Genomic DNA, 20950 nt, shown 5'->3' with positions numbered 1-20950 from the left:
AAGGCCCGCGCAGCTTACCCGCCGCCCAGCGCTATTTGACGAGGCGCAGCAGCGTCTGGTGCAGCTTGGGCGTGTCGATGGGCTTGGTCAGGAAGTCGTTCATGCCGGCGGCCAGCGCGTCATCGCGCTCCGAGACCAGCGCCGCCGCCGTCAGCGCGACGATGGGCAGCTCGGCCGGCTGGAAGTGCTTGCGCAGCTCGCGCGTCGCGTCGTGCCCGCCCATGACGGGCATCTGCACGTCCATCAGCACGATGTCGAAGGGCTTGCCGACGCTGGCGGCCGCGTGCACGGCCTCGACGGCCTGGCGGCCATCGCTGGCCTGTGCGACCTCCATGCCCCATTGCTCCAGCTGGGCCACGGCGATCAACATGTTGACCGGGTGGTCTTCGGCGATCAGCACACGCCGGCCGTGCAAGGCCTCGTGCGCGGCGCCCGGCGCGCGCGGCTCGCGCGGCTGATGCGCCATCGGCGCGGGCGCGCCGGGCAGCGGCAGCTCGGCCCAGAACACCGAGCCGTCGCCCAGCACGCTGCGCACGCCCACCTCGCCACCCATCAGCGTGGCGAGTTCGCGGCAGATGGACAGGCCCAGGCCCGTGCCGCCAAAGCGCCGCGTGGTCGATTCGTCCGCCTGCGTGAAGGGCTGGAACAGGCGCTGCTGCTGCTCAGCCGCGATGCCGGCGCCGGTGTCGCGCACCTCGATGCGCACCCACTCGCCGGCACTGCCCTGGCCGTTGACGGCCAGCGCCTTCACGCTGACGGTGATGCCGCCGTGGGACGTGAACTTCAGCGCATTGGTCAGGTAGTTGGACAGGATCTGGCGCGTGCGCAGCGGGTCACCGAAGACCCAGCCGGGCAGCGCCGGATCGATCTCGACGGCAAAGGTCAGGCCGCGTGCCTGTGCCAGCGTCAGATAGGCCAGGCGGATGGACGACAGCAGCTCGCGCAGCGAGAACGGCTGCGTCTCCAGCGTCAACCGGCCGGCCTCGATCTTGGACAGGTCCAGGATGTCGGAGATCAGGCCGGACAGGCTCTCGGCGCTGTCCATCATCTGGTTCAGGAAGTCGCGCCGCTGGGCCTCGGAGATGTCGGGCTGCTGGGCCAGCCGGCCCAGGCCCAGCAAGCCGTTCAGCGGCGTGCGGATCTCGTGGCTGGTGTTGGCCAGGAAGGCGCTCTTGGCGCGGTTGGCGGCCTGCGCCTCGTCCTTGGCGTGGGCGAGCTGGTCCTCGACGCGGCGGCGCTCGGTGACGTCTTCAATGATCCAGATCGTGCCGCCGCGGCTGGGGTGGGCCGGGTCGACGACTTGTGCCAGCAGGCGGGCCAGGAAGGTGGAGCCATCGCGGCGGCGCATCGTGCGCTCGGTCTCGACCTGCTCGCCCGCAGCCAGGCGTGGCCCGAGCTCGCGGCCGACGGCCTGCCAGTCTTCCACCGTGGGCCAGACGACGCTGCCATGCTGGCCGATCAACGCGCCGCGCTCCCAGCCGAACATGGACTCGACGCGCGGGTTGGACAGCACGAACTGCTGGTCGCGCGTCAGTGCGATGCCGATGCTCGCGTTCTCCAGGATCGCGCCGTGCACGAGGCGGGTGCGCTCGCTCTCCGACACGTCGCGGGCATACAGCACCAGGTAGTTCTGGCCGTCCATCTCGAACGGCGCGACCGACACCAGCATGGAGATCGCGCTGCCGTCCTTGCGGCGGAAGCTGATGGGCACGTTGCTGGCGATGCCGTCGCGGCGGATGGCGTCGCGGATGGCCGTGCGGTCCGACGCGTTGTGCCAGATGCCGATCTCGTCGGCCGTGCGGCCCAGGATCTCGGAGCTGGCCCAGCCGCTGAGCTGCTCGAAGGCCTTGTTGACCATCGCGTAGCGGCCGCTTTCGGCCTCGGTCAGCGTGATGACGTCGGGGCTGGTCGCGACGAGATGAGACAGCAGTCCTTCCGAGCGGCGCAGCGCGTCCTGCGCGCGGCTCTGCTCGGTCTGGTCGGTGAAGAAGGTCAGCGTGGCCGGGCCGCTCGCGGTCTCGACGCGCACGCTGGTGGCCTGCACCAGGCGGCGGCGGCGCGACAGCGTGCGCAGCCGGTACTCGGCCATGGGCTGCATCGCGCCGGGCGCCAGGCCTTCCAGCCGCGCGGCCTGCTGGCGCGCGGTCTCGTCGTCGCCGGGCTCGTAGTGGCTGAACAAGTCCTGGCCGATCATGCTGGAGCGCTGCGCGTAGCCGAACATGGCCATCGCGGCCGGGTTGGCGTCGACGACGCGGCCCCAGCGGTGCAGCACCAGCGGACTGGGCGAGCGGCGGAACAGCTCGCGGTAGCGTGTCTCGGTGGCATGCACGGTCTGCTCGGCGGCGACCTCGTGCGTCACGTCGCGGCCCACGCCCCAATAGCCGCGGAAGTTGCCCTGCGCGTCAAAGCGCGGCTCGCCGCTGATGGACACCCAGCGCGCACTGCCGTCGATGCCGGTGCGGCGCGCCACCATGCCGTGGAAGGCGCGGTGCGATTCGAGGTCGGCACGGTGGGCGTCGAGCTCGTCGTCGGACAGCCCCATGCCCTCGATCTCCCAGGGCGTCTTGCCCAGGCGCGACTCCAGGTCCAGCCCCGAGCTGCCGGCCCGCTCCTCGGCCACGTGGGTGAAGCGGAACTCGCGGTCCATCTCCCAGTACCAGTCCACCGCCATGCCCAGCAGGCCGCGAAAGCGCGCCGTGCGCTCGTCGGCCTCGGCCAGCGAGCGCTTGACCATCTTCAGCAGGCCCACGCCGGCCACCACGCCCGAGCCCAGCAGGCTGAACTGCACGATGGCGCGCAGCATCAGGCTGGACGAGGCCATCGGGTGCGTGGCCCAGCCCAGCGCCTCCCCCAGCCCCAGCCCCAGCAGGGCCAGCGCGGCCAGGCCGGCCAGCACCAGGCCCGAGAACAGGCCCAGCAGGCCGGTCGCGAAAGCGATGACCAGGCTCATCAGCGGCAGGCTCAGCGACCACAGGCCCAGGTCACGCGACACCGCGGCGGACACCGGCAGCGCCAGCACCAGCGTCATCATGCCCAGCGCGACGAAGGGCTGCTCGTGGCGGCGCGGCGTGCGCGACAGCATCACCAGCCGCAGCATGGCCAGCACGGAGATCAGCAGGGCCAGCGCTGGCGGCAGCCAGCCGTCCAGCCATTCCCTGGGCTGGCGCGTGAACCACAGCAGCACGGCCACCGGCACGAAGACCGGCCCGCAGGCCAGCAAGAACACGCGCGACGCCTGCCAGCGCATGCTGCTGTGCAGGCGCTCGCGCTGCTGCGCGGGCGGCGCCGCGTGGCCGACGAGGCTGCTGAGGTCGTCGCCGCCGCGAACCATGTCAGATGAGGCTTCTGCGCGTGGTCTCCGCCACGGCGCGGGCGCGCTCGGCGAAATCGGCGCCCCGGCTGGCGTAGAGGATGGCGCGCGAGGAGCTGACGACCAGCGGCACCTCGCGGCCCGCCGCCTGCACGACCGCCGCGGCATCACCGCCCTGGGCACCCACGCCGGGCACGAGCAGCGGCAAGCTCGGCGCGAGGGCGCGCACGCGGGCGATCTCGCCCGGGTAGGTGGCGCCCACGACCAGGCCCAGCTGGCCGTTGCGGTTCCACTGCGTCTCGGCCAGGTGCGCCAGGTGCTCGAACAGGCGCGGCTGGCCGGGCACGTCGGCCAGGCGCTGCATCTGCCAGTCGTCGCCGCCCTTGTTGGAGGTGCGGCACAGCAGGATGGCGCCCTTGCCCTCGTAGGCGAGGTAGGGCTCGATGGAATCGAAGCCCATGAACGGCGACAGCGTCACCGCATCGGCCTGGTAGCGCTCGAAGGCTTCGCGGGCGTACTGCTCGGCCGTGGAGCCGATGTCGCCGCGCTTGGCGTCCAGGATGACGGGCACGCCGGGGGCGACGTCGTGGATGTGTGAGATGAGGCGCTCGAGCTGGGCTTCCGCGCGGTGGGCGGCGAAGTAGGCAATCTGCGGCTTGAAGGCGCAGACCAGGTCCTTGGTCGCGTCGACGATGGCCGCGCAGAAGTCAAAGAACTTCGATGCATCCCCGGCCCAGGCCCCCGGCAGCTTGCTCGGCTCGGGGTCGAGACCGACGCACAGGCGCGATTGGGGTGTCAGGGCTTGGAGTTGGGCGACGAAGGTCATCAGTAGGCAGAAATGGGGGTGGTGCGGGCAACGACGAATTCTGCAAAAGCCTCGGCGGGCAGCGGCCGGCTGAACAGATAGCCCTGCACGGCCTGGCAGCCCTGGCGGCGCAGGAAGGCCAGTTGGCCCTCGGTCTCGACGCCTTCGGCCAGCGTCTCCAGGCCCAGGGCGCTGGCCATGCGGATGACGGCATCGACGATGGCGCGGTCTTCGGCGTCCTCGGTCAGGTCGCGCACGAAGGACTGGTCGATCTTGAGCTTGCTGACGCGGAACTTCTTCAGGTAGCTCAGCGACGAGTAGCCGGTGCCGAAGTCGTCGATGGACAGGCGCACGCCGCGGGCGTGCAGCTCGTTCATGACGGTGATGGCGACGGCCGGGTTGTCCATCGCCGCGCTCTCGGTCAGCTCCAGCTCCAGGCGCTCGGCGGGCATGCCCACGTCGCCCAGCACGCGCTCGACCAGCTCGGGCAGGTCGTCATGGCGGAACTGCACGGCCGACAGGTTCACGGCCATTGACAGCTCGGGCAGGCCGGCGTCGTCCCAGCGGCGCAGCTGGGACAGGGCTTCGTTCAACACCCATTCGCCGATGGGCAGGATGAGGCCGGAGGTTTCGGCGACCGGGATGAACTCGGCCGGCGACACCCAGCCCAGCTCGGGGTGGTGCCAGCGCAGCAGCGCCTCGGCGCCGACGATGCGCGACTCGCCATCGGCCTCCAGCGCGAACTGCGGCTGGTAGTGCAGGCTGAGCTGGTTGCGCTCCAGCGCGCGGCGCAGCGCGTTCTCCAGCTGCAGCGCGCGGGCCGACTGGGCCTGCATCTCGCTGGTGAAGAAGCGGTAGGCGTTGCGGCCGTCGCGCTTGGCGCGGTACATGGCGGCATCGGCGCATTTGCACAGCGTGTCGAAGTCGTCGCCGTCGGTCGGGAACATCGCGATGCCCATGGACGGCGTGACGGTCAGCTCCTGCTGCTCGACGTGGAAGGGGGCACTGGCCAGCGCCATCAGCTTGGTGGCCAGGTGGGCCGCGCCGGCGATGTCGGTCAGCGGCAGCACCAGCACGAACTCGTCGCCGCCCATGCGGGCGACCGTGTCCTGCTCGCGCACGGCGCCACGCAGCCGGCCGGCGAGCTGGGTCAGCAGGCTGTCGCCGACGCGATGGCCCAGCGAGTCGTTGACGTTCTTGAAGTGGTCCAGGTCCAGGAAGAGCACGGCCAGCGCCTCGTCGCCGCGGCGCGCGATGTCGATGGCCTGGCTGGCCCGGTCGGCCAGCAGGTGGCGGTTGGGCAGGCCGGTCAGGCCGTCGAACAGCGCCAGGCGCTCGGCGCGCGCCTCCGCGGCCTGCTGCTCGGCGATCTTGAGCTCCAGCGCCGCGACGGTCTGGCTGAGTTGCTGGGTGCGCTGCTCCACCAGCGCCTCCAGTTGCGCCTTGGCCTGCACCAGCTCCAGCTCGGCCTGCTTGCGCGCCGTGATGTCCTGCGTGATCCAGATCGAGCCGCGCGACAGGTCGCTGCGGTCGATGGCCTTGCTGCGCACCTCGCAGTAGATGGACGTGCCGTCCTTGCGGCCCAGCATCATCTCGGCGTGGAAGGATTCCCCGCGCGACAGCGGCGCGTAGCAGAGGTCGCCGGCGGCCTTCCAGTCCTCGTCGCTGAGGTACCAGGCCCGCGAGTACTGGCCGTCCAGCTCGCCGGGCTCGTAGCCGAACAATTGCTCGAAGGCGCGATTGCAGCGCGTCACGCGGCGGCCGCGCAGGAAGACGATGCCGACCATCGCGTGGTCGAAGATGAGCTGCTGCTCGGCGTGCAGGTCGGCCAGCGCCGCGTCGGCCTGCTTGCGCTCGCTGATGTCATCGACGATCCAGATCGAGCCGTCGGCCGGGTCCTCGGCATTGATGAGGCGGCCGGTCAGGTGGGCCCAGAACAGCTCGCCGCTCTGGCGGCGCATCATCTGCTCGCCGCGGAAGGTCTCGCCGGCCGCCAGCACGGGGTAGGCGCGGGCACCCAGGCCGCGGGCCTCCTCCTCGGTCTCGTAGAGCTCGTGGCTGCTCTTGCCGATGGCGGACTCGGGGGCGTCGAAGCCGAAGATCTCGGCGTAGCGCTGGTTGCAGCGCACCAGCGTGCGCGCCTTCACGAAGACGACCCCGACGCCGGCGTTGGCCAGGATGACGTCCAGCTCGCGCAAAGCCTGGCTGAGCGCGGGGTTGTCGCTGGAGTCGGGCGCGAGGCTCATGAAGCGTCTATGAGGCGGCGGTCGGGTGGGCGGCGGGAGATTTGAGCATGACCGGTTATTGTCTTGTCTCATGCACATCCTGGACACCGAACGCCTGTCGCTGCGTGAATTCACACCGCAAGACGCGCCCTTCCTGCTGCGCCTGGTCAACGAGCCCGGCTGGATCCGCAACATCAACAACCCCGGCGTACAAACGCCGGACGACGCGCTGGCCTGGGCCGAGGGACGGCTGTTCAAGGCTTACCGCGAACTGGGCCATGGCTTCTGGGCCGTCGAGCGGCGCGCGGACGGCCAGCTCGTCGGCATGTGCGGCCTGTTCAAGCGCGCCGCCTTGCCCGAGCCCGACCTGGGCTATGCGCTGCTGGCCGAACATGAGGGCCGGGGCTACGCGCTGGAAGCGGCGCGCGGCTGCGTTGCTCACGCGAAGGCGGCACTGGGTTGGACAACGCTGATGGCCATCACGGCCGTCGACAACGAGCCCAGCGTGGCGCTGCTGGGCAAGCTGGGCTTCGTCGAAGGCCCGCAGGAGCAGCTCGAGGGCTACGAAGGGCCCTCGCGGGTGTTCCGCTTGGCGCTCTAGACGCGCTTCGCGAGTTCTTGCGCCAGGCCGGTGTAGTTGGCCGGCGAGAGCTTGAGCAGGCGTGCCTTCTCGGCCTTGGGCAGGTCCAGCCCCTCGACGAAGGCCTGCAGCGACTCGCGCGTGATGGCCTTGCCGCGCGTCAGCTCCTTGAGCTGCTCGTAGGGGTTGGGCAGGCCGTAGCGGCGCATGACGGTCTGGATGGGTTCGGCCAGCACTTCCCAGGCGGCGTCGAGGTCGTCGGCCAGCGCGGCTTCATTGACCTCCAGCTTGGAGAGGCCCTTGGCCAGCGAGTCGTAGCCCAAGAGCGCATAGCCCAGGCCCACGCCCATGTTGCGCAGCACCGTGGAGTCGGTCAGGTCGCGCTGCCAGCGGCTCACCGGCAGCTTCTGCGACAGATGCGTCAGCACCGCGCTGGCCAGGCCGAAGTTGCCTTCCGCGTTCTCGAAGTCGATGGGGTTGACCTTGTGCGGCATCGTCGAGCTGCCGATCTCGCCGGCCTTGGTGCGCTGCTTGAAGTAGCCCAGCGAGATGTAGCCCCACACGTCGCGCGACCAGTCGATCAGGATGGTGTTGGCGCGCGTGAACGCGTCAAACAGCTCGGCCATGTAGTCGTGCGGCTCGATCTGGATGGTGTACGGGTTGAACGTCAGCTTGAGCTGCTTCTCGATGACCGTCTTGGAGAACTTCTCCCAGTCGTGCTTGGGCCAGGCCGACAGGTGGGCGTTGAAGTTGCCGACCGCGCCGTTCATCTTGGCCAGCGGCTTGACGGCCGCAATGCGCGCACGGGCCGTGACCAGGCGGGCGACGACGTTGGCGATCTCCTTGCCCACCGTCGTCGGGCTGGCCGTCTGGCCGTGCGTGCGGCTGAGCATGGGCACGGCGGCGAACTGGTGCGCCATCTTGCGCAGCGTCGCGACGATGCCGTCCAGCGCCGGCAGCATGACCTCGTCGCGCGCGGCCTTGAGCATCAGCGCGTGGCTGGTGTTGTTGATGTCCTCGCTGGTGCAGGCGAAGTGCACGAACTCGCTCGCCGCCAGCAACTCGGGCTGGCCTTCGAAGCTGCGCTTGATCCAGTACTCGACCGCCTTCACGTCGTGGTTGGTCGTGCGCTCGATGGCCTTGATCTCTTCCGCATCGGCCTCGCTGAACTTCTTCACCAGGCGGCGCAGGCGCGAGCGCGCGGCCGACGACAGCGGCTTGAACTCCTTGAAGCCCGCATCCGACAGCGCGATGAACCATTCCACTTCGACCTGCACGCGGCGGTGCATCAGCCCGAACTCGGACAGCAGCGGGCGCAATGCGGCCACCTTGGCGGCGTAGCGGCCGTCCAGCGGCGAGAGGGCGCTGATCGCGGAGTAGTCGGAGGTGGTCATGGCAGGCCGGCGGATCGTGGAAAACCCGCGATTCTAGTTTTTGACAGCGCCGGCGCCTTCGGCCTTGAAGAAGGCGATGCGCTCTTCGTCGGCGGGATGGCTGGAGAACGCCGCCGCGAACGCATGGTCCGCATCGCCGCGCTCCTCGTGCAGCTTCTGCATGCGCTCGAAGAAACGCACCATGACGGCGGTGTTGACGTTGGCGCCGCGCATCAGCGTGCGGGCGTAGTCGTCGGCCTCGCGCTCGAAGTCGCGCGAATAGCTTTGCTGCGCGAGCAGCGCCGGGGCACTGGCCAGCGCCACGGAGAAGTCGCCGACCAGCACCGTGGTGGCCAGGCCCACGGCGCTGGCGCGCAGCGTCAGCCGCATGCCGTGGCGGTGCTTCACATGGCCCAGCTCGTGCCCCAGCACGCCGACGAGGGCGCGGGGGTCGTCCTCCAGCAGCCGCACCATCTCGTCGGTCACGATGATGGTGCCGCCCGGCAGCGCCAGCGCGTTGGGCCCGAAGCGCGGGCCGCCCTGGCGGAACTCGAGATGGAAGGGCGTCAGCTTGGGCAGCGCGCGGCGGTCCAGCGCCATGTCGACGGCGATGGCGAAGCGGTCGAAGACGGCACGACGCTGCGCCCAGGTCAGGGTGCTGGGCTTCAGCACATGCCGGTCCAGTTCGTCCAGCACGCGGCGGCCGACCTGTTCGTCCACCGGCTCGGGGAGCCATCTGACGGCGAGGTCGGCGCCCAGCGGCACGCCCCAGCGCCAGCCCGCGAACAGCGTAGCGACGAGCAGGGCCAGCGTCAGCAGGGCCATCCAGCCGTTCTGCTGCCAGCGCGGGATGAGGCCGTGGCGGCGGCCGCTGCCGCTCAACCAGCTGTCGTAGGCCGCCGGGTCGGCGCAGGCCAGCACGCCGCCGTCGGGCAGCAGGATCTGGCGCTGGCCGTGGCGCAGCGGCTCGGGCCAGCGCAGCTTGGCCTCGGCGTAGTCGAGCAGCGCCGCGCCTTCGCCGGCCTGCACGCAGACGCGGCTCGCATCGAACCAGACCGTGGCCGCGCGGGGCACGGGATGCAGGGCGTCGAACCACTGCACGGCCAGGGTGGGGGAAGCGCTGGTGTTCATAGGCCGAGGTCGATGCCGAAGAAGTCGCCGGCGGCTTCGCCGGAGGCGTCGGCGTAGGCGGCGCTGTCGCTGCCGTCCCAGCCGTCCATGGTGCCGGTCACGTCGATGCTGATCGCCTCCAGGCGCAGCTTCCAGGTGTTGACGGCCGCGAAGGGCCGGTACAGGCCCAGCGTCAGCAGCGTCAGCAGCCAGTTCTTCGCCGTCAGCCAGGCCAGGCTGCGAAAGCGCAGCTGGCTCTCGAAGCGCAGTTGCTCGGACGCGCTGTGGTTCCAAACCAGGTTCTGCAGGCGCACATTGAAGAAGGGCCCGACCAGCACGAAGCCGATCAGGTAGACCCCACCCACCGCGGCCATCACCCCGCCGGCCAGCAGCTTGTTGCCGCCGGCGCCGAACAGCTCGCGGACCGCGGGAATGAAGAACAGCGCCGCCACGATCAGCGCCGGCACCAGCACCCAGCACAGGCTGGCGAAGGCCAGGCCGTAGAAGCGCCGCGTCTTCACCTGCATGCGCAGCCGCTGGTCGGCCAGCTGGAAGTGGTTGTGCTGGTAGGCCTTGACCTTGGCCAGCGCCAGCGGCAGCAGCACGATGTAGAGCACGGTGCCCACGCCGCCGATGACGGCCATGCTGCCGGCCACCCAGCTGGCCCACTGCAGGCTGACCGCGACGCTGCCGTTCAGGATGGCGCGGGCGAACTGCTGCACGCCGATCATCAGCACCAGCGGCCAGATGGCGATGCCGAAGGCCGAGTAGGCGTCGCTCAGGTCGCCGCGGAAGGCCATGCGCAGGCCGCGCCAGGACGTGTTGGCCAGCCGGAACTGCTGGCCGGCCCGCCACAGCGCCGGCCACAGCACGCACAGGCCCAGGAAGGCGACATAACCGGCCAGCGGCGAGAAGCGGCTGCCGATGCCGTACACGCCGAACAATGCCACCAGCACCAGGAAGCCGCGGAACATCTTCTTGGCGTCGCCATGGAAGGCCAGCGCATCGCCGTCGATCCAGGTGTTGGCATACAGGTAGCGGATGCGCCGCGCCTTGGCGAACGGCAGGTACAGGCCCAGCGTCAGCACGATGAGCAGCAGGTGCAGCAGCCAGATGCGGAAGTACTCCGCGCCGCTGCCGCTGAACTGCACGGACAGCCGCCGCTCGGCGGCCACCGGCGCTGGCGCGGTCTGCGCAGACGGCGCCTCGACCGCGGACGCCGGGTCCGCGGTCATGTCGGAATCAAGCATTCATCCTCCCTGGATGCCTCTGTCCCGGCTTCGTGGGACGCGAGCCAGGTGTCTGAGCGGGCAGAACTTTGCAGGCCCCCATGGAGACTGGCAACCCCCGTGTACGGTGGCTGTCGGCAGCAGCCGACAGGCCTTTTTCACGGCCGGTTTGTCAAGGCCCGCTCGCTAGAATCGTTTCGACTTGTGACCCCCGTATTTGCCCTATGACCGCGATGAAGTTGATCGGTTCGCTCGCCAGCCCTTACGTGCGCAAGGTGCGCATCGTGATGGCCGAGAAGAAGCTCGATTACCAATTGGTGCTGGAAGACGTCTGGGGTAGCGACGCGATCCTGAAGATGAACCCGCTGGGCAAGGTGCCCTGCCTGGTCATGGAGGGCCAGGACTCGATCACCGGCGCCGTGTTCGATTCGCGCGTCATCGTCGAGTACGTGGACACGCTGTCGCCCGTGGGCAAGCTCATCCCCGAACGCGGCCGCGAGCGCTGCGAGGTGCGCACCTGGGAGGCTCTGGCTGACGGCATCGTTGACGCCGGCATCCTCGTGCGCCTGGAGCGCACCTGGGCGCACCGCCCGCCCGAGCAGCGCAGCCAGGCCTGGATCGACCGCCACCTCGTCAAGGTCAACGCCGCGCTGGCCGCGATGAGCACGGGCCTGGGCGAAAAGGCCTGGTGCTCGGGCAACCATTTCTCGCTGGCCGACATCTCGTTGGGTTGCGCGCTCGGCTGGCTGGAGTTCCGCTTCCCGGAAATCACCTGGCGCGAGACCTACCCCAATCTGGCGCGCCACATGGACAAGCTGTCCCAGCGCCAGAGCTTCGCCGACACGGTGCCGGCGGCCTGATCAGGCGATCAGCAATTCCCTCGAACGGACGTGCAGCAGGCGCACCATGCGCCAGACGCGGCGTTCGATCTCGGCGATTTCCTGCGTCCACAGCGTCGCGATCTCGGCCAGCAACAGGCCTTGCGCCAGCAGCGTCAGCAGATGACGGCTGGCCTGGTCGATCTGGCGGCCGGCGGGCGTGGCGTCCAGTGCGGCGGCGGCCTGGCGGGCGATGGTCAGCGGGCTGCGCTCCATGCCGAACGCGGCCAGCGCCTGGCGGGCGAGCTGCGGGCTGAGCATCGCGCGACGGTCGTGCAGGCGGGCCAGCGCCTCGACGAGGCCGGTGCCGCTGCCATCGTCCACGTGATAGGCATTGGCGCCCGCGCTCAGGGCGGCAAACAGTTGCAGGTCGTCGGCCGTCGGTGCCAGCAGCAGCAGCTGCGGCCGCACCGGCAGGCGGCCCAGCTCATGGGCGACGCGCATTGCGTGGCTGTCCACCAGGCGCAGGTCGCTGGCGACGATGTCGGGCGCCAGTTTGGCAATCTCGGTCAGCGCATCCGTCAGGTGACTGCAGCTGCCGGCCAGCTCGACACCCGCGGCCCGCAGCAGCAGCGAGCGGGTGCGCTGCAGCGCATGTTCGCTGAGACGGAGGAGGTAGACGGTGGCCATGAAACGGCGAAGAAAACGCCGCGCATTGTGCGCGTTTCGGCCCTCATCCCCCTAACTTGTAGCCGTCACCCCCCGCGTCCAGGCGGGGGCGCTCCCTCAAGGTGAACGTGCGATGGCGCCCTGCGGCGCGAAGCTGTGCGCGCTGGCCAGCGGCCAGTAGATCTTGAAGGTGTTGTGCGGCATCTCGCCGCGCAGCACGGCGCCCGGTTCGACGAAGGGCAGCAGGTTGGCCAGCAGCTTGACCTCGTGCTTGTCCAGCCGGTGCACGATGTGCTGGGCCGTGATCTCCTGCGGGTGGCACAGCCCGGCGGCCTCGACGAGTTCCTTCAGCGCTTTCAGCGTGTTCTGGTGGAAGTTGGCGACGCGGGTGGCCTTGTCGGGCACGACGATGGCGCGTTGGCGCGCCGGGTCCTGGGTGGTCACCCCGGTGGGGCAGTGGCCGGTGTGGCAGGCCTGCGCCTGGATGCAGCCCAGCGCGAACATGAAGCCGCGCGCCGAGTTGCACCAGTCGGCGCCCAGCGCCATCAGGCGCACGATGTCGAAGGCCGACGTGATCTTGCCGGCGCAGCCGATCTTGATCTTGTCGCGCAGGTTCAGGCCCACCAGCGAGTTGTGCACCAGCAGCAGCCCCTCCTGCACCGGCGCGCCGACGTGATTGGTGAACTCCAGCGGCGCCGCGCCCGTGCCGCCCTCCGCGCCGTCGACGACGATGAAGTCCGGCGTGATGCCGGTCTCCAGCATGGCCTTGCAGACGGCGAACCATTCCCACGGGTGGCCGATGCAGAGCTTGAAGCCGGTGGGCTTGCCGCCAGACAGGTTTCGCAGCTGCTCGATGAACTGCATCATCTCGACCGGCGTCGAGAACGCGCTGTGGCGGGCCGGCGAGATGCAGTCCACGCCCACCGGCACGCCGCGCGCGGCGGCGATCTCGGCCGTCACCTTGGGGCCCGGCAGCACGCCGCCGTGGCCCGGCTTGGCGCCCTGGCTGAGCTTGAGCTCGATCATCTTGACCTGCGGATCCAGCGCGCCGGCCTGGAACTTCTCGGCGCTGAACGAGCCGTCGTCGTTGCGGCAGCCGAAATAACCCGAGCCGATCTCCCAGATCAGGTCGCCGCCGTGCTGGCGGTGATGCACGCTGATCGAGCCCTCGCCGGTGTCATGCGCAAAGCCGCCCTGCCTGGCGCCCTTGTTCAGCGCCAGGATGGCGTTAGCGGAGAGCGCGCCGAAGCTCATCGCCGAGATGTTGAAGACGCTGGCCGAATAGGGCTGTGGCCGGCCGGCGCCGATGGTGATGCGGAAGTCGTGGCTGGTGAGATGAGTCGGCGCCAGCGAGTGGTTGATCCACTCGTAGCCGCGCGCGCTGGTGTCCAGCTGCGTGCCGAAGGGGCGCTGGTCGGGGTCGCCCTTGGCGCGCTGGTAGACGATGGAGCGCTGCGCGCGCGAGAACGGCGCGGCGTCGTTGTCGCCCTCCAGGAAGTACTGGCGGATCTCCGGGCGGATGAACTCCAGCAGGAAGCGCAGGTGGCCGATGACCGGGTAGTTGCGCAGGATGGAGTGGCGCGGCTGGCGCACATCGCGCAGGCCCAGCAGGGTCAGGCCCAGGAAGACCAGCACCAGCACGCCATCCGTGAGCCCGCCCATCCAGCCGATGGCGAACAGCAGCGCCAGCAGGCCGCACAGCATCCAGATCAGGTAGCGCAGCGGGAAGTGCTCGTTGATGCGTCGCGTCCAGCGCGGCCAGGCAAGCATAGTGATTCCTCACAGACGGGACCGGCGCATGCTAAAGCCGGCGGCCCTCACAATCGCCACGCATCAACCCTCAAGGTAGCTGTCGATGAAGTCCCTGTTCTCCAAGCTCGGCTGGCTGTTCTCCAAGGCCTGGTGGCTGCTCGACGGCACGCGCCGCGCGCTGATGAACCTGTTCGTGCTGCTGCTCATCGTCATCGTCGTCACGGCGCTGCTGACGCGTGGCCCCAAGCCGCTGGCCGACAAGACCACGTTGGTGCTCAAGCTCGACGGCAACCTGGTCGAGCAGTTCTCGGGCAGCCCGCGCGATCAGCTGATGGCGCAGGCCCAGGGCCGCGGCAGCCCGAAGCAGACGCGGCTGCGCGATGTGCTGGCCGTGCTGGACGCCGCCGCCAAGGACGACAAGATCGGCGCGCTGCTGCTGGACGTCGACGAGCTGCAGGGCGCGGGCCTGGCGGGCCTGCACGAGGTCGCGGCCGGTGTGCAGCGCTTCAAGAAGGCCAGCGGCAAGCCCGTGCTGGCCTACGCCGACAGCTACAGCCAGCGCAGCTACTTCCTGGCGGCCCAGGCCGACGAGGTCTACCTGCACCCGATGGGCATGGTCATGCTGGAGGGCTTCGGCCGCTGGCGCACCTATTACAAGGACGCGCTGGACCGCGTGGGCGTGACGCCGCACGTCATCAAGGTCGGCACTTACAAGAGCTTTGCCGAGCCCTACACGGCCACCGGCCCCAGCCCCGCCACGGTGGAGGCCGAGGGCCTGGTCTACGGCGAGCTGTGGAGCGGCTTCACAGGCGCCATCGAGGCGGCGCGCAAGCTGGAAGCCGGCAGCATCGCCAAGGGCATCGACGAGCTGCCGCAGCGGCTGGCGGCGCTGAAGGGTGACACGGCGCAGCTGGCGCTGCAGGGCAAGCTCGTTGACGGGCTGAAGACGCGCGACCAGATGCGCGAGCTGCTGATCGCCAAGGGCGCCAAGGATGACGAGAGCAAGAGCTTCCGCCAGGTCTCGGCGACCGATTACCAGGGCTATGTGAAGGACGCCGGTGCACCGAACAAGCTGCAGCCGGGCGTGGGCATCGTTGTGGCCGAGGGCGAGATCGTCGACGGCGACGCCGGCCCGGGCCGCATCGGCGGCGATTCGACCGCGCGGCTGATCCGCAAGGCGCGCGAGGACGAGGCCATCAAGGCCGTCGTGCTGCGCGTGAACTCGCCGGGCGGCAGCGCCTTCGCGTCCGAGGTCGTGCGCCGCGAGCTGGAGCTGACCCGTCAGGCCGGCAAGCCGGTCGTCGTGTCCATGGGCGACGTGGCGGCCTCGGGCGGCTACTGGATCTCCATGGCCAGCGACGCCGTCATCGCCGACGCCGGCACCATCACCGGCAGCATCGGCGTGTTCGGCATCCTGCCGACGGCCGAGGGGCTGATGGACAAGCTGTCGCTGCACACCGGCGGCGTGCGCACGACCTGGCTGGCCGGCGGCTACGACCCGCGCCGGCCGCTGGACCCGCGCATGCAGGCGGCCGTGCAGTCGGGCATCGACAACGTCTACGCCCGATTCACGGGCCTGGCGGCGCAGGCGCGCAAGAGCACGCCGGAGCAGATCGACACCGTCGCGCAGGGACGCATCTGGACCGGCGCACAGGCCAAGGCGCGCGGGCTGCTGGACCGCATCGGCAGCTTCGACGATGCGCTGCAGACGGCCGTCCAGCTGGCCAAGCTGGAGGTCAAGGACGGCGAGAAGGCGCGTGTCGTCTACGTCGAGCGCGACCTCAGCCGCAGCGAGCGGCTGCTGGCGTCGCTGACCGATGTGATGGCGCCCTCGCTGGCGCAGGCTGTGGGCCAGACGCTGGGGCTGGACGCGCTGCCGGCGCCGGTCGTCGAGGAGCTGGCCGCGCTGAAGGAGCTGGCCCGGCTGTCGGCACAGGGTCGCTGGGAGCGCGCCGCGGCCGTGCACTGCCTGTGCGGAGCGCCCTGACGATTCACCCGGCGCGGCGCCGCCGCACCGCACTCGCCACCAGGCCCAGCCCCGCCACAACCAAGCCCAGGCTGGCCGGCTCGGGCACGGCCGTGGTGCTGAAGGTATCCAGCGCAAAGCCCGCGCCACCGGGGCCGGAGATGAAGACGCTGATGGCGTCGATGTCGCCCCAGTTCACCGGGCTGGGGTTGCCGGCGTCGTTCACGAAGGCGCTGAAGGGGATGAGCAGGGTCTGCGCCTGCGAGGCGCCGAGACCGGTGGCGAAGTCCGCCACGCTGCTGAACGTGCCGGGGCCGTGGGCGGTGATGACGGAAACCGTCAGTGACACCGGCGCGGACACGTAGCGGAAGTCGAGCCGGAAGGCGGCCTCGCTGCGCAGGTCGATGGACAGGTCCTGCCCCAGCAGGTTGGCCACGCCGTAGGTGAGGTTGGTGACCAGCGGCACGGCCGCGTCGGCCAGCGTGAAGTAGGCGCCGGCCTGGATCGCGGCAAAGCTGAACTTGCCGGCCTGCGCCACGCCCGCCTCGATGCTGTTGGCGATGTAGCGCCCGCCGCCCGGCGCTTGCGCCGAGGGCAGATAGGTCTCGGCATATGGCGCAGCGTCGGTCTGGATCAGGCCGGTGCCGTCGCTGAAGGTGTCCAGGATGGCGGCGGCCTGGGCGCTGCCCAGGGCGAAGGCGGCAGCAGCGCCGACGATGCAGGCGGCAATGGGAAGGCGGTTCATGCGGGGTTCTCCTCGGAGTGGTGGGGAAGGAAGGCCGTCGACAAGCTCGACGCATTCCCACCAACGCAAACCACCGCCGGACCCGGCCAGAACGCGCCTCCACGAACGTGGGGGGCCTGCGCCGGTTCAGTACACCGGGTCGGCCAGCTTTTCCTTCGCCACCACGCGCTGCGTCGCCGCGCGCTCGAACACCCGCTTCAGGTAGGCGCCCAGCGCCGGCCGCGTCTTGGCCGGGTTGGCCTGCATGCGCGTCCAGCGGCACAACATGAAGGCCAGCGGGTCGACGGCCGTGTAGCGCTCGCCCAGGAACCAGGGGCCGCCATGGCGGGCCAGCTCGGCGTCCAGCTGGTCCAGCATGGGCGCGACCTGCGCCTCGGCGCGGGCCTTCACCTCGTCGGCGTCGGCGGCCATGCGGTCCGGGTAGAAGTAGTGGATCAGCATGGCCTGCAGCGTGTTCGTCAGCCAGACCATCCACTTGTAGTACTGGGCCCGCTCGGCCGTGCCGGGCGCCGGCGCGAAGCCGGGGTGGCAGTCGGCCAGGTGCATCAGGATGGCGGCCGTCTCGTAGAGGACGAGATCGCCGTCGACCAGCGTCGGGATCAGGCCATTCGGGTTCAGCTTCAGGTAGGCCGGCGACTTGTGTTCGTTGTTGGCCCGGTCCAGCTGGCGCAGCGTGAAGGGGATGCCCATCTCTTCGAGCAGGATGTGCGGCGCGAAGCTGGCGTTGCTGGGGAAGTAGTGCAGTTCGATCATGGCGGCGGGCGGCAACAGGAAGCGGCGAACTTTACGTGGCCGCAATACCGTCGCAGTAGACGCCGCGCAGGCTGTTGGCGTTGGATTCCCACCTCGGCCTTTTGCAACCGACGACCATGAAGTCCCTGCTCTGCTCCGTCTCGCTGGCGCTGCTCACGCTGTCCGCCGCGCCGGCCCACGCCGACGTGCGCGCCCGCGTCAACATCGGCATGGTGTTCGACAACCGCTATCACCACGACCACTACTACCCGGCGCCCGGCTACGTCGCGCGGCAGGTGCCTTACGGCTCGGTCGTCGTGGGTGCGGGCCCCAGCCGCTACTGGTTCCACGGCGGCGTCTGGTACCGCCCCTATGGCGGCAGCTACCGCGTCGTGCAGCCGGCCGTCGGCATCGTCATCCCGCTGCTGCCGCCGGCCTATGTGACGCTGACGCTGGGCGGCCTGCCCTACTACTACGCCAACGGCGTGTACTACCGGCCGGTGCCGGAGGGCTATGTCGTCACCACGCCGCCGCCCGAGGCCGCGACGGCCCAGGTCATGCCCGCCCCGCCACCGCCCCCGCCGCCCCGGGCCGAGCCCATCATCTACCCGCGCAACGGCCAGCCGCCCGAGCAGCTGGAGAACGACCGCCGCGATTGCAACCGCTGGGCGACGACGCAGCCGAACGCGCAGGCCGACACCAGCGTGTTCAACCGCGCCGTGGAGGCCTGCATGGACGGGCGCGGCTACACGATGAAGTGATCGCCGGGCCGCGCGTCAAGGCATCTGCGCGGCCGCCGCGCGGATGGCCTCGCGGATGCGGCCGTAGGTGCCGCAGCGGCACATGTTCTCGATCGCGTCGATGTCGGCATCGGTGGGCGCGCGGGTGCGCTGCAGCAGGTCCACCGCGGCCATGATCTGGCCGGGCTGGCAGAAGCCGCACTGCGCCACGTCGCGGTCCAACCAGGCCTGCTGCACCGGGTGCAGTTGCTCGCCCTTGGCCAGGCCCTCGATGGTGACGATGGGCTTGCCGCCCACATCGGCGACGCGGATGGAGCACACGGTCGCGGCCTTGCCGCCGACCAGGCAGGTGCAGGCCTTGCAGGCGTTGATGCCGCAGCCGTACTTGGGGCCGGTGATGCCGAGCTTGTCGCGCAGCACCCACAGCAGCGCCATGTCGGCGGGCGCGTCGACCTGGGTGGGCTGGCCGTTCACGTTCAGGGTGTAGTTGGGCATGACGGGCTCCTTGATCAAAGGAAGACGGGCTCGGCCAGCTTGCCGGGCGCCACGGGCGTGTAGGCAGGCTGGGCGTTGAGCGGGAACTTGCGCGGCTTGATGCCGGTGGCGCGCGCGTACGCGTTGGCGATGGCGCCGGACGCTGCCGACAGGCCCACCTCGCCCAGGCCGCCGGTCGCCTCGCCCACGTTGGGCATGACGATGACCTGCACGTTCTTCGGGTAGTCGCGCATCTTGGTGAAGCGGTAGCTCGTGTAGCTGCTCTCCAGCGGCAGGCCGTTGCTGAAGGTGAGCCCGGCGTTGAGCACCAACGCGATGGCTTCGGAGAAGGCGCCCGTGACCTGGGCTTGGATGCCGGTGATGTTGATGGGCTTGCCCACGTCGATGGCGATGACGGCCTTGACCACCTTGACGTTCTTCGGGTCGCGCCCGTCCACCTCGACCAGGCAGGCCGTGAACGAGCGCGTCTCCTGGTGCACGGCCACGCCCTGCGCGAAGCCGGCCGGCATGGTGCGGCCCCACTGGCCCGCGCCCACCACCGCCTGCAGCACCGCGCGGGCGCGCGGCAGGCGCAGGTACTCCATGCGAAAGGCGACAGGGTCGCGGCCCAGCTTGGCGGCGATCTCGTCGACGATGATTTCCTCGACGCTGCGCGCCGGCTGGATGTGCACCGAGCGGTAGGACACCGTGGGCAGGTCGATGGCCACCGGCGTCAGCACCTTGGTGCAGACGCCGAAGTTGTAGGGCGAGGCCACCATGGTCTTGAAGAAGAACTGCTCGTAGCCCAGGTTGCCCACGGTCTGCTGCACGATGGGCGGCAGCGCACCGGCGGCGGCCGTCGTGATCTCGCCGAAGCCGTGGCGCGCGTCCAGCCGCACCGCGGCGATGCGCTGCTCGTAGCTGATCACCTGGCCGAGCAGCAACGTGGCACGCACCTTGTGGAACTGCGGCGGGCGCATGCGCGCATGCCGCGTGTCGTCGGTGCGGTGCACCATCAGCTTGCAAGGCCGCCCGGTCAGGCGCGACACCTGCGTGGCCACCTGCACCGGGTCCCAGAACAGGCGCCGCCCGAACGAGCCGCCCGAGGGCACCACATGCACCTTGACGCGGTCCTGAGGCAGGCCCAGGTCCAGCGCGATGGACTGCTGCGTGATGATGGGTGACTGCAGGCCGGCCCAGATCTCCGCGCGGTCGGCGCGCACGTCGGCGATGGCGCAGTCCACCTCCAGCGGGCAGTGCGACGCGGCCGAGAACTCGAAGTCCGCGTCCACCGTCAGCGCGCCCAGCGGCGGCAGCGCCAGCGGGGCGATGGCCTGCTTCAGCTGCGCCTGCAGGCTGGCGTTGGACTGGCCCTTGACCGGCCCGTCGCCCCAGACCACGTCCAGCGCATTGACGGCGGCCCAGGCCTGGCCGAAGGTCTCGGCCATCACGGCCACGCCCAGCGGCGTGGGCACGATGCTGCCGCCCTTGGGCACGATGACCACCTCGATGACGCCCGGCATCGCCTTCACGGCGCTGAGGTTGTTGATCGCCAGCACCGTGCCCTTGACCTGCGCCGGCATGCGGAACATCGTCGGCTTGGCCCCCGGCACGTCCAGGTCCATCGTGAACTTCTTCTTGCCGGTGACGATGTCGCGCGCGTCCAGCCGCCCGGCCCCGGTGCCGATGATGCGGTACTGCGACGGCGGCTTGGGCCGCACGTTCAGCGGCGGCGGCACCAGCGCGGCGGCGGCGCTGAGCACGCCGTAGGCCAGGCTGCGGCCGTCCGGCGCGTAGACCACGCCGGCCGTCACCGTCAGGTTGCCGGGCGGCACGCCCAGCTGCAGCGACGCCGCGGCCAGCAGCCGCGCGCGGGCCGTGGCGGCGATCAGCGGCAGCGCCGCATCGAAGCAGCGCACCGCGGACGACCCGCCCGAGATCTGGTTGAAGACCAGCTCCGGCCGGGCGTCGGACGAAGTCACGTCCACCAGGCTCAGCGGCACGTCCATCTCCTCGGCCACCATCATTCCGCAGGCCGTGGCGATGCCCTGGCCGGACTCCAGCCGCGGCAGGTCCAGCCGCACGCGGCCGTCGCTGCCGACCGTGAGGCTGAGCAGCGGCATGGTGGGCAGCGAGGTCTGCACCAGCGAGTCGGCCAGGTCGTAGCTGTCCACGGTGTCGGCCGGTGTCAGCGGCAGGGCCGCGTGTGCGGGGCGCGGCGCAAGTCCGGCGGCCAGCGTCAGCAGCGGCCCGGAGACCGCGCAGGTCAGCAGGCTGCGGCGGCTCAGGCCGGCGGCGTCGGGAGGGGCGTCGTCGGTCGGACCCGACCGGGCATCGGTCGTGGGGGCGTTGGTCATCGTTGTCTCCTCAAGGGCGATTGGCACGCTGGACGAGAATCGTGGACGCCGCGGGGTGTCGGGGT

The 20950-nt window shown here is 70.1% G+C and carries 16 protein-coding genes; 4 read left to right on the top strand and 12 right to left on the bottom strand.

Translation table 11 applies throughout. From position 1 onward, the window contains the following. Positions 1–31: 31 nt before the first annotated feature. From AC1D29_RS16495 to AC1D29_RS16485, 3 genes are read right to left on the bottom strand one after another with little or no spacing between them, the layout of a single operon-like run. A complete protein-coding gene (locus AC1D29_RS16495) occupies positions 32–3331 on the bottom strand; it encodes a PAS domain S-box protein (protein ID WP_477899289.1) in 3300 nt (1099 codons plus the stop codon). A gap of 1 nt (position 3332) precedes the next feature. After that, the gene (pyrF, locus tag AC1D29_RS16490) at positions 3333–4136 is read right to left on the bottom strand and encodes an orotidine-5'-phosphate decarboxylase (protein WP_477899287.1); all 804 of its coding nucleotides are present in this window, start codon (positions 4134–4136) and stop codon (positions 3333–3335) included. Next, complete coding sequence (locus tag AC1D29_RS16485; RefSeq protein WP_477899285.1) at positions 4136–6361, bottom strand: putative bifunctional diguanylate cyclase/phosphodiesterase; 2226 nt, start codon at positions 6359–6361, stop codon at positions 4136–4138. The genes pyrF and AC1D29_RS16485 overlap by 1 nt, the downstream gene beginning before the upstream one ends. A 70-nt stretch (positions 6362–6431) precedes the next feature. On the opposite strand from AC1D29_RS16485, the gene AC1D29_RS16480 reads away from it, so the two are divergent. Further along, a complete protein-coding gene (locus AC1D29_RS16480; protein WP_477899283.1) occupies positions 6432–6941 on the top strand; it encodes a GNAT family N-acetyltransferase in 510 nt (169 codons plus the stop codon). Here AC1D29_RS16480 and purB read toward each other — a convergent pair. The 3 genes from purB to AC1D29_RS16465 are packed head-to-tail and all read right to left on the bottom strand — an operon-like array spanning position 6938 to position 10653. Then, positions 6938–8314: an adenylosuccinate lyase gene (gene purB, locus AC1D29_RS16475; protein ID WP_477899281.1), complete on the bottom strand. Its 1377-nt coding sequence runs from the start codon at positions 8312–8314 to the stop codon at positions 6938–6940. The two genes, AC1D29_RS16480 and purB, sit on opposite strands and share 4 nt — an antisense overlap. Positions 8315–8347: 33 nt before the next feature. Further along, positions 8348–9424: a M48 family metallopeptidase gene (locus tag AC1D29_RS16470; RefSeq protein WP_477899279.1), complete on the bottom strand. Its 1077-nt coding sequence runs from the start codon at positions 9422–9424 to the stop codon at positions 8348–8350. Beyond that, entirely contained in the window at positions 9421–10653 is a 1233-nt protein-coding gene (locus AC1D29_RS16465; RefSeq protein ID WP_477899277.1) for a YjgN family protein, read from the bottom strand. The genes AC1D29_RS16470 and AC1D29_RS16465 overlap by 4 nt, the downstream gene beginning before the upstream one ends. 212 nt (positions 10654–10865) lie before the next feature. Between AC1D29_RS16465 and AC1D29_RS16460 the strand changes: the two genes are divergently transcribed. Continuing rightward, positions 10866–11492 carry a glutathione S-transferase family protein gene (locus tag AC1D29_RS16460; protein ID WP_477899275.1) on the top strand — a complete coding sequence of 209 codons (627 nt, stop codon included), beginning with the start codon at positions 10866–10868 and terminating at the stop codon, positions 11490–11492. Here AC1D29_RS16460 and AC1D29_RS16455 read toward each other — a convergent pair whose 3' ends face one another. Further along, positions 11493–12140, bottom strand: a complete 648-nt coding sequence (locus AC1D29_RS16455) for a response regulator (RefSeq protein WP_477899273.1) — start codon at positions 12138–12140, stop codon at positions 11493–11495. 96 nt (positions 12141–12236) lie between these two features. Further along, entirely contained in the window at positions 12237–13889 is a 1653-nt protein-coding gene (locus AC1D29_RS16450) for an FMN-binding glutamate synthase family protein (RefSeq protein WP_477899271.1), read from the bottom strand. An 85-nt stretch (positions 13890–13974) separates the two neighbouring features. On the opposite strand from AC1D29_RS16450, the gene sppA reads away from it, so the two are divergent. Continuing rightward, on the top strand, positions 13975–15858 hold the full coding sequence (gene sppA, locus AC1D29_RS16445; protein ID WP_477899269.1) for a signal peptide peptidase SppA: 1884 nt from the start codon (positions 13975–13977) through the stop codon (positions 15856–15858). A 4-nt stretch (positions 15859–15862) separates the two neighbouring features. Here sppA and AC1D29_RS16440 read toward each other — a convergent pair whose 3' ends face one another. Together AC1D29_RS16440 and AC1D29_RS16435 are read right to left on the bottom strand one after the other, a co-directional pair. Continuing rightward, the gene (locus tag AC1D29_RS16440) at positions 15863–16582 is read right to left on the bottom strand and encodes a PEP-CTERM sorting domain-containing protein (RefSeq protein ID WP_477899267.1); all 720 of its coding nucleotides are present in this window, start codon (positions 16580–16582) and stop codon (positions 15863–15865) included. A gap of 126 nt (positions 16583–16708) precedes the next feature. Then, positions 16709–17335 (bottom strand): glutathione S-transferase family protein, encoded by a 627-nt coding sequence (locus tag AC1D29_RS16435; RefSeq protein WP_477899265.1) that lies wholly within the window; start codon positions 17333–17335, stop codon positions 16709–16711. 116 nt (positions 17336–17451) lie between these two features. On the opposite strand from AC1D29_RS16435, the gene AC1D29_RS16430 reads away from it, so the two are divergent. Continuing rightward, entirely contained in the window at positions 17452–18075 is a 624-nt protein-coding gene (locus AC1D29_RS16430) for a DUF6515 family protein (RefSeq protein ID WP_477899263.1), read from the top strand. A gap of 15 nt (positions 18076–18090) precedes the next feature. On the opposite strand, the gene AC1D29_RS16425 is transcribed toward AC1D29_RS16430, so the two are convergent. Beyond that, positions 18091–18549, bottom strand: a complete 459-nt coding sequence (locus AC1D29_RS16425) for a (2Fe-2S)-binding protein (protein ID WP_477899261.1) — start codon at positions 18547–18549, stop codon at positions 18091–18093. A 14-nt stretch (positions 18550–18563) separates the two neighbouring features. Beyond that, entirely contained in the window at positions 18564–20885 is a 2322-nt protein-coding gene (locus AC1D29_RS16420; protein WP_477899259.1) for a xanthine dehydrogenase family protein molybdopterin-binding subunit, read from the bottom strand. Between the last annotated feature and the right edge of the window lie 65 nt (positions 20886–20950).

It is taken from the genome of Roseateles sp. P1_C6, assembly GCF_056406315.1.
This window is presented reverse-complemented; position numbering and strand designations above follow the sequence as displayed.